This is a genomic window from Deinococcus marmoris DSM 12784, from assembly GCF_000701405.1.
Lineage (GTDB): Bacteria > Deinococcota > Deinococci > Deinococcales > Deinococcaceae > Deinococcus > Deinococcus marmoris.
In genome coordinates this window covers 93,454-100,123 of sequence record NZ_KL370780.1, presented here as the reverse complement: position 1 = coordinate 100,123, position 6,670 = coordinate 93,454, and the positions used below count along the sequence as shown (strand labels likewise).

Here is a 6,670-nt window from a genome sequence, read left to right as displayed (position 1 = left end):
GTTCTCGCTGCCCAGACACTGCCCGACAGGTATGAATGCTGGCCTGATCCACGAAGACCAGAGTGGGACAGACGGGATCGGCGTGCTGGGCCAGGGTCTCCAGAAAGCCCACGGTGTCTTGGCCGGTGGTATTGCCCTCAATCTCACGGTACTGGACTTCGCCACTGGCGAAGTCCACGACCCCCATCAGGTTCAAGCGGGCCGTGATGCCCCGTGCTTTGGAAGTCGGGACTTCCATCGGTTGCCCAATGGCGGACCAGGTGTATATGTTGGGTTGCGTCAGCCATACCGCAGACTCGTCCAGAAAGAGCAGTCGGAGCAGGCCCATCAAAGCCCCCTTTTTACCGCCTCGAGGTTGGCTTTGAATTCAGCTTTGCCTTCCGGATCGGCCTGTCCGGCCACCACCAGACGAGTGCGTTGCCAGCTCATCCCGGCATGGTGCAACCTTGTGCGCATGGCGGTACGCCCCACGGTGATCCCATACCGCTCGAACACGTAAGCCACCAGGCTACGAGAATTCCAGACCTGTTGACCTGCGGCGATCTGCCGCCCGACATCGGCCATGATGTCGGGCGGCAGTGGGCTGGTTCTTCCCGGATGGACGCGCTCGAAGAGCGCGTCCAGGCCGCCTTGGCGGTAGAGCGTGATGACCTTACGCACACTGTCGGCATTCATGATGCCCAGTCCCTCAATCTGTCGGGATGAGCTGCCAAGATGAGCGTGCCACAGGGCAAAATAGCGCTTGCGTTCACAGGGCAGCACGTCACGGGCGAAGAGCAGGTGTTCAAGCTCCTCAGCGTCTTGTGGGGTCAATTCTGGGTCAAGTCGTCTGATGCCGGAGTCTACACCCGCTAGCTACTTAAGGGACTGAAACTGAAATCCACAGCATGATGACCGTGATGGTCATTGATTTCAACGGCCTTCCCTGTTAAGGGACTGAAACGTGGGCGGGTGTCCTGCTTGGTGTGCTGTGTCATATTTCAACGGCCTTCCCTGTTAAGGGACTGAAACCGCTTCCTGGGGCTGTCTGCTCCAGGTCACGGCATTTCAACGGCCTTCCCTGTTAAGGGACTGAAACGCCATTCCTGCTCGCGGTACAGGGCGGAGTCAGATTTCAACGGCCTTCCCTGTTAAGGGACTGAAACTCAGGCGGGGTTCGCTTCCCTTGCCCAGCGTGTAATTTCAACGGCCTTCCCTGTTAAGGGACTGAAACTTGTCATTCAACACGCCGTCGTACCCGATGTGGTGCATTTCAACGGCCTTCCCTGTTAAGGGACTGAAACCCAGAATCCACGCACTGTCGGGTTCGCTCAGGTATTATTTCAACGGCCTTCCCTGTTAAGGGACTGAAACGTGATACTGGGGGCGGTACTTGATCCCCGGCGATATTTCAACGGCCTTCCCTGTTAAGGGACTGAAACCTCGTTCAGACCTACGGCTTCAACGCGCAGGGCTGCCGCATTTCAACGGCCTTCCCTGTTAAGGGACTGAAACCGGTCAGGCATAAACGGAGCGTAATTCTGGACAGATTTCAACGGCCTTCCCTGTTAAGGGACTGAAACACCGTCCCCTGAAGGGCGTACATCTGCTTCTCGGTGGTATGCCAGAACGGCTGTCCCATCGGCTGCGTTCCGCTGGCAGCGGTCAGCACGGGGAGGACACTGCCCGCATACGTGCCGCTGTCGTTGCCCCCCGGATCGCAATTTCAATGGCCTTCCCTGCTATTGATACCTGCGTAATTTGGGAACAGCTTACCCTGCAGCCATGCCACAGATTTGGCAACCTGAAAGGCTGACCCGTTCCCAACTGGAGGAACGGCGTTTGTTTGCGGAACCCTACATCCGAGAGGACAAGCTCAGTTCCGCACAGCTCGCTGAGCTCTGCGGCGTAGGTTCCAGCACCGTCCGAAAATGGCGTCAACGACTGCGTGACCAAGGTTCACTGGAAGCGACCTTTGCCTCAGGCCCGCCCAGACGTCTCCCGGATGAGCAGATAGCGGATGTGATGGCGCTGCTGCAAGCAGGACCTGATCCACACCTTTACCCCGACCAACGCTGGACCTGTCCCCGAGTGCGGAAAGCCATCGGCCTGAAATTTGACGTCTGGTACCACGTGGATCACCTGAGTCGCTTGCTCCATGCATGGGGGTTCTCACGGCAAAAACCGACGAAGCGGGCAGCAGAACAAGATCAAGAAGCGGTCATCGCTTGGATCGAAACCGTGGTGCCTGAGCTCGAAAAAAAGATGGAAGACGGAGAAACGCTTGCTTTTCTAGACGAAGTGGGTTTCAGCTTGAAACCCACGGTATCGCGGACCTGGGCGCCGTGTGGACAGAGCCCGGTGCTCGACGCCAAAACCAATTGGGACAAGGTTTCGACGATTGGGGCGATCACGACGACAGGCCAGTTTTTACAGCAGACGCATCAGGCCGCCGTCAAAGGCACTCAGGTCATCCAGTTCCTGACCCACCTGCTCCGACATGTGGCTGGGAAGGTCACGGTGATCCTCGACAACGCCAGCATTCACAAAACGAAGGCGCTGAGCGCCTTCGTCGCCGGTGAGGTGTGCCTATCTCTCAAGTATCTGCCGCCGTACTCACCAGAGTTGAATCCCATTGAACTGATCTGGGCCTACGTCAAGCAACACATGTTGGCGAATTTCTGCCCAAAAGATTTGCTCACCTTGAAGTCACGACTGGTTCAGGCGTGGCAGCGTGTTCGGTACCTCAGTAGCTGACAACTTCGTTTTTTAGTCGTCCCAGACGAGAGAGAGATCACTTTCCGGTCTGTCCCTCGACAGAAACGAGAAATGGCGGTGTTTTGAGGTGTGACGCCACCAAAACCCGCCGCTCCACAGGCTACCGAACTCACCGCCCATTTCAAGGCCTGCGTTCCCTCGCTGCGCATCGACACGCATCAGCGTGCCGTCGATGTCGTTCTGGCCATGATCATGGCGCAGAGCGTCAACCACCGCGATCTCGGTCCGCATTTGCCTGGAGAGAGCACGCTTGAAGCCAAGAAACGGCGCGTGGAACGCACCGTCCACGATGAGCAGCTCACGGCTCAGGTCTTCCTGGCCCTGTTGCTGGTCCACCTCCCTCCGGGCAAGATCCTGATGAGCGTGGACCGCACCACCTGGGAACATGGGGATGCTCCGCTCAACCTCTTGGTCCTGGGTGCGGTGGTCCATGGCTTTACGATTCCGCTCGTGTGGGTGGCCCTGGATCATACAGGCAACAGCAACACCCGGGCGCGCATGTGGCTGGTGTTGCGACTCTTGGAGGCCCTTCCAGCGTGCCGCTGGAAGGGCCTGGTGGCGGACCGGGAGTTCATCGGTGCCGAGTGGTTTCGCTTCCTGCGCCGGAAAGGCATTCGCCGGGCCATTCGGATTCGCAAGGATACGGTGCTGGACGAGCTGTCAGCCGCAGAGTGGTTCCAGGATCTGCAGCCCGGTCAGTTCCGGATGATCGCGGAGCGGACCACGGTCTTCGGTGAACCCATGCGGGTGGTGGCCACCAGGTCACCTGTGGGTGACCTGGTGATCATCGCGACGGACTTTCATGTGTGGGAAACGTGGCAGCTGTACAAGCTTCGCTGGACCATCGAATCGACATTTGGCTCGCAAAAGTCGCGGGGCTTCGATCTGGAACGGACCGGGGTCACACACCCCACTCGGTTGGAGCGACTGTTCGGTCTGGTGACCCTAGCGTGGCTGGGCTGCCTGCGAGTTGGGGTCTGGCGTCACGAGACGAAACCGATCCGGGTACTGGCCCATGGCCGGAAGGCCATGAGCTTGGTGCGCTATGGCTCGGAAGAACTGCGTCATGTCCTGCGGTGGATTCCCGAGAGAATCGGCGAGATCCTACGAATCTTGATAAGTCCTTTTCCTGCACTGGGACAGTCAGAATCTGAAGTTGTCGGCTACTGAGAAACTCGACACAGGCACGGTTCCCGGCACGCCGGTGATATTTCAACGGCCTTCCCTGTTAGGGGACTCCACCCAACATTCACTTCAGCAGGTCAGGTTCGTAGATGCGGCCGGCGCGCAGGGCCTCGGCGTACCGGCGGACGCCACGCGTCATGAACTGGCGGTAACTGAGATTCTGGGCCAGGGGAGCGTCTAGCCGCTGGGCAATTTCCTTCAGGAAAGCCTGGCGGCCTGCTGGGGCCAGCCGCAGGGTGCCAGTCTCCTCGCTGAAGTCGGCGGGTGTCAGCAGGCGGCGGTTGATGCACGCGAGAACGGCGCGGTCGACCAGGGGCGCGCGGTGGGGTTCCATCAAGTCCAGAGCCAGCGTGGGGCGGCGTCCATGCGGGCGGTGCAGGAATCCGAAGGCGGGGTGCAGGCCGACCCGCTGTAGATCGGTCAGGACGTGCTGAAACAGCAGGGTGTAACCGAAGGACAGCAGGACGTTGACCGGGTCCTGGGGCGGGCGGCGGTTGCGGCCCGCGAAGAACCATTCTGGGGAAATCAGGTCGCCCAGGGCCTGGAAATATGCGGCGGCGGCCTGACCTTCCAGACCCAGGAGCTGCTCACTGGCAGCCAGGGGAAGTTGTTTCATGGCGGACTGCTGTTCCTGGACGGCGGCGGTGACGGCGACAGACGGTTGCCTGCGGGCGAAACGCTTCAGGACCGTGGCTGAGTTCTGGAACTTGGCGTGCAGCAGGCGGCGGGCCTGCGCGAGTTGGTTCGGTGGATTTTCAGCGTGCACCTGGGCACGCAACAGGTCGGCGTGGCCGTCCAGCGAGGGCTGCAAACTGCCGAGGTGCCGCCCGGCACGGGTCAGAATATGCAGGGCGGCGCGTTGCTCCAGCAGGGCGCGCAGGGCCGGGGTGGTCACGGTCACGCCGCCGTGCAGCAGCAGTTCCTGCACGAGCTCCAGCGGAAAAGACGCGATTTCCTCGGCATGCAGGGTCACGCGCAGAGTGCCCTGACGCACCCCGATGACGGCCCCCTGACGCTGCACGCTGATGGTGTTCACAGGCGCCGGCCAGGATGGTACGGCGCGCCGCCGAGCAGGGTGCGGGCCAGGGCGTGCGCTTCCCGGTGCAGGGCAACCCGCAGACTCAGGATGCCGGCCCGTGGCGCATCGAGATGCGCGGCCCAGCGCAAAGGCACGGGGCGGAAATCTGCCGTGGGCAGGGTGTCGCAGCAGGCAGGCGTGAACAGCTGCGCCAGCAGGTCGGCGGCGCAGATCAGGGCGGCGCGCGGCAAACCTGCGGCCTGGAGCGCCTCGCGGGCGTCACGGCCCAGCAGGGCGGCAGCTTCCTCGCGCTGCGCCCAGACCAGACTTCCGTGAACCGTGTGGTACGCGGCTTGCAGGGCGACGGCGGCAGAGCCTGTCGGCAGCAGCCCCGCCGTTTCGCGCGCGGCGATCTGGGCCGCCGCCTGAAAGGCCGGATGGGGCCGCGACGGCAACAGGCACTGCAGGTCATGCAGGGCGGCGTCCCTCAGGACCTTGTGGAGGTCCTGGTCCGGCCCGCGCCGGGTCTGCCGCTGGCGGACCTGCGGCGCGAGACGGTACACGCTGCCCCGCGCGCGCGGGACGGGCGCAAAACGTGCCAGTCGGCCCTGAAGTTGCGGAAAAGTCTGGGCGGCCCAAGCGTCGAGGGCCTGGAGATCGGTGTAGACACTGCCCAGCCGGTAATACGCCTGCCAGCCCCGGACCAGGTCGTTGGCGGCGCGCAGCTGGGACTCGGGCACCTGAGGCGTGTCCAGCAGGTGCGTGAGTTCCTGCCGGAACTGTGCAAGGCGCACGGGAGCGACGCGCACGTCGCCCGCCTGGAAGCGGAAGCCCAGAAAGTCAAAGCCCTCGGTGCAGGAAACGATCCGGGTCTTGGTGGGGTTCAGGCGCAGACCGAGGTGACCAAGCGTCGTCCCGGCCAGAGTGGCCGCGCGTCCGGCTTCCTCGGGCGAGGGGGCCAGGACGACGAAATCGTCCGCGTACCGGATCACCTGTAATCCTGCGTGCGCGAGCTGACGGTCGAAGGGGTTGAGATACCAGTTGCACAGCGTGGGGGCCAGCAGGCTGCCCTGACACAGACCAACCTGGACGCGGTGGGTACCGCTGCGGTCCGTGACCGGGCGGGCCAGGACCGTGCCGAGCAGCGCCGCCAGCGGCCCGTCGATTTCCCCGGCCAGAGACGCGAGCAGCGGCGCGTGGGGAATGGAGTCGAAACATCCGGCCACGTCCCCGCGCAGCGCCCAGCCGCCAGCGCTGGAGTCCAGCAGGTGCTGCGCGGCCTGCAAGGCGCCGAGGCCCTGCCGGTACGCGAAGGCCGCGTCCGTGAGCTGCCCGTCGAGCCGGGGACGCAGGCCACGCAGCAGCGCCCCCTCCACCACGCGGTCGGTGATGGACAGCGCCACCACGCCCCGGGGCGCGCCGTGTTCGCGCGGCACCCACATCCGCCACGCGGGGCGCGGGCGGTAACGGCCACTTTGAAGATCGCCGTGCAGCGCTTGCAGGCGGGCCTCAGCCGTCAGGGCGAACAGCGGCGCGGTTTCACCGTCCGGTCCAGGCCGGGGATCACGCCAGCGCGTCGCCTGCCACGATTCGCGCAGACGCGGCAACGTCGCCACCTGCGCGAGGCAGAGCGCCGGAAACTGTTCGGGGTGGGGAATCGTCGCGGTCACACCCCTAGGTGACAGGGTTACCGAAAGCGAAGGGGGAATC

The 6,670-nt window shown here is 63.1% G+C and carries 6 protein-coding genes and 1 CRISPR repeat array; of the genes, 2 read left to right on the top strand and 4 right to left on the bottom strand.

Translation table 11 applies throughout. The features are described 5' to 3' along the window. Both Q319_RS0124095 and Q319_RS0124090 read right to left on the bottom strand, forming a co-directional pair. Positions 1–328 (bottom strand): transposase (locus Q319_RS0124095; protein ID WP_029484894.1); only part of this gene is annotated, 328 nt, incomplete at its 3' end. Continuing rightward, positions 328–813, bottom strand: a complete 486-nt coding sequence (locus Q319_RS0124090) for a winged helix-turn-helix domain-containing protein (protein WP_029484893.1) — start codon at positions 811–813, stop codon at positions 328–330. The genes Q319_RS0124090 and Q319_RS0124095, both read right to left, overlap by 1 nt. A 96-nt stretch (positions 814–909) precedes the next feature. Next, a CRISPR array of direct repeats spans positions 910–1,562; the repeat unit is 34 nt; unit sequence ATTTCAACGGCCTTCCCTGTTAAGGGACTGAAAC. A 211-nt stretch (positions 1,563–1,773) separates the two neighbouring features. Here Q319_RS0124090 and Q319_RS28535 point away from each other — a divergent pair. Together Q319_RS28535 and Q319_RS0124080 are read left to right on the top strand one after the other, a co-directional pair. Continuing rightward, on the top strand, positions 1,774–2,736 hold the full coding sequence (locus Q319_RS28535) for an IS630 family transposase (protein WP_211252430.1): 963 nt from the start codon (positions 1,774–1,776) through the stop codon (positions 2,734–2,736). Positions 2,737–2,943: 207 nt separating this feature from the next. After that, positions 2,944–3,927: an IS4 family transposase gene (locus tag Q319_RS0124080; RefSeq protein WP_029484891.1), complete on the top strand. Its 984-nt coding sequence runs from the start codon at positions 2,944–2,946 to the stop codon at positions 3,925–3,927. Positions 3,928–4,006: 79 nt separating this feature from the next. On the opposite strand, the gene cas1 is transcribed toward Q319_RS0124080, so the two are convergent. Then, positions 4,007–4,978, bottom strand: a complete 972-nt coding sequence (gene cas1 / locus Q319_RS25255) for a CRISPR-associated endonuclease Cas1 (protein ID WP_029484890.1) — start codon at positions 4,976–4,978, stop codon at positions 4,007–4,009. Beyond that, on the bottom strand, positions 4,975–6,630 hold the full coding sequence (locus Q319_RS26035) for a reverse transcriptase domain-containing protein (protein WP_029484889.1): 1,656 nt from the start codon (positions 6,628–6,630) through the stop codon (positions 4,975–4,977). Before Q319_RS26035 ends, cas1 begins: the two co-directional genes overlap by 4 nt. Positions 6,631–6,670: the final 40 nt, after the last annotated feature.

Bases quoted from the DNA above. Each gene is read 5' to 3' on its own strand.
- Q319_RS0124080 (WP_029484891.1), top strand. From the start codon at position 2,944: ATGATCATGGCGCAGAGCGTCAACCACCGCGATCTCGGTCCGCATTTG.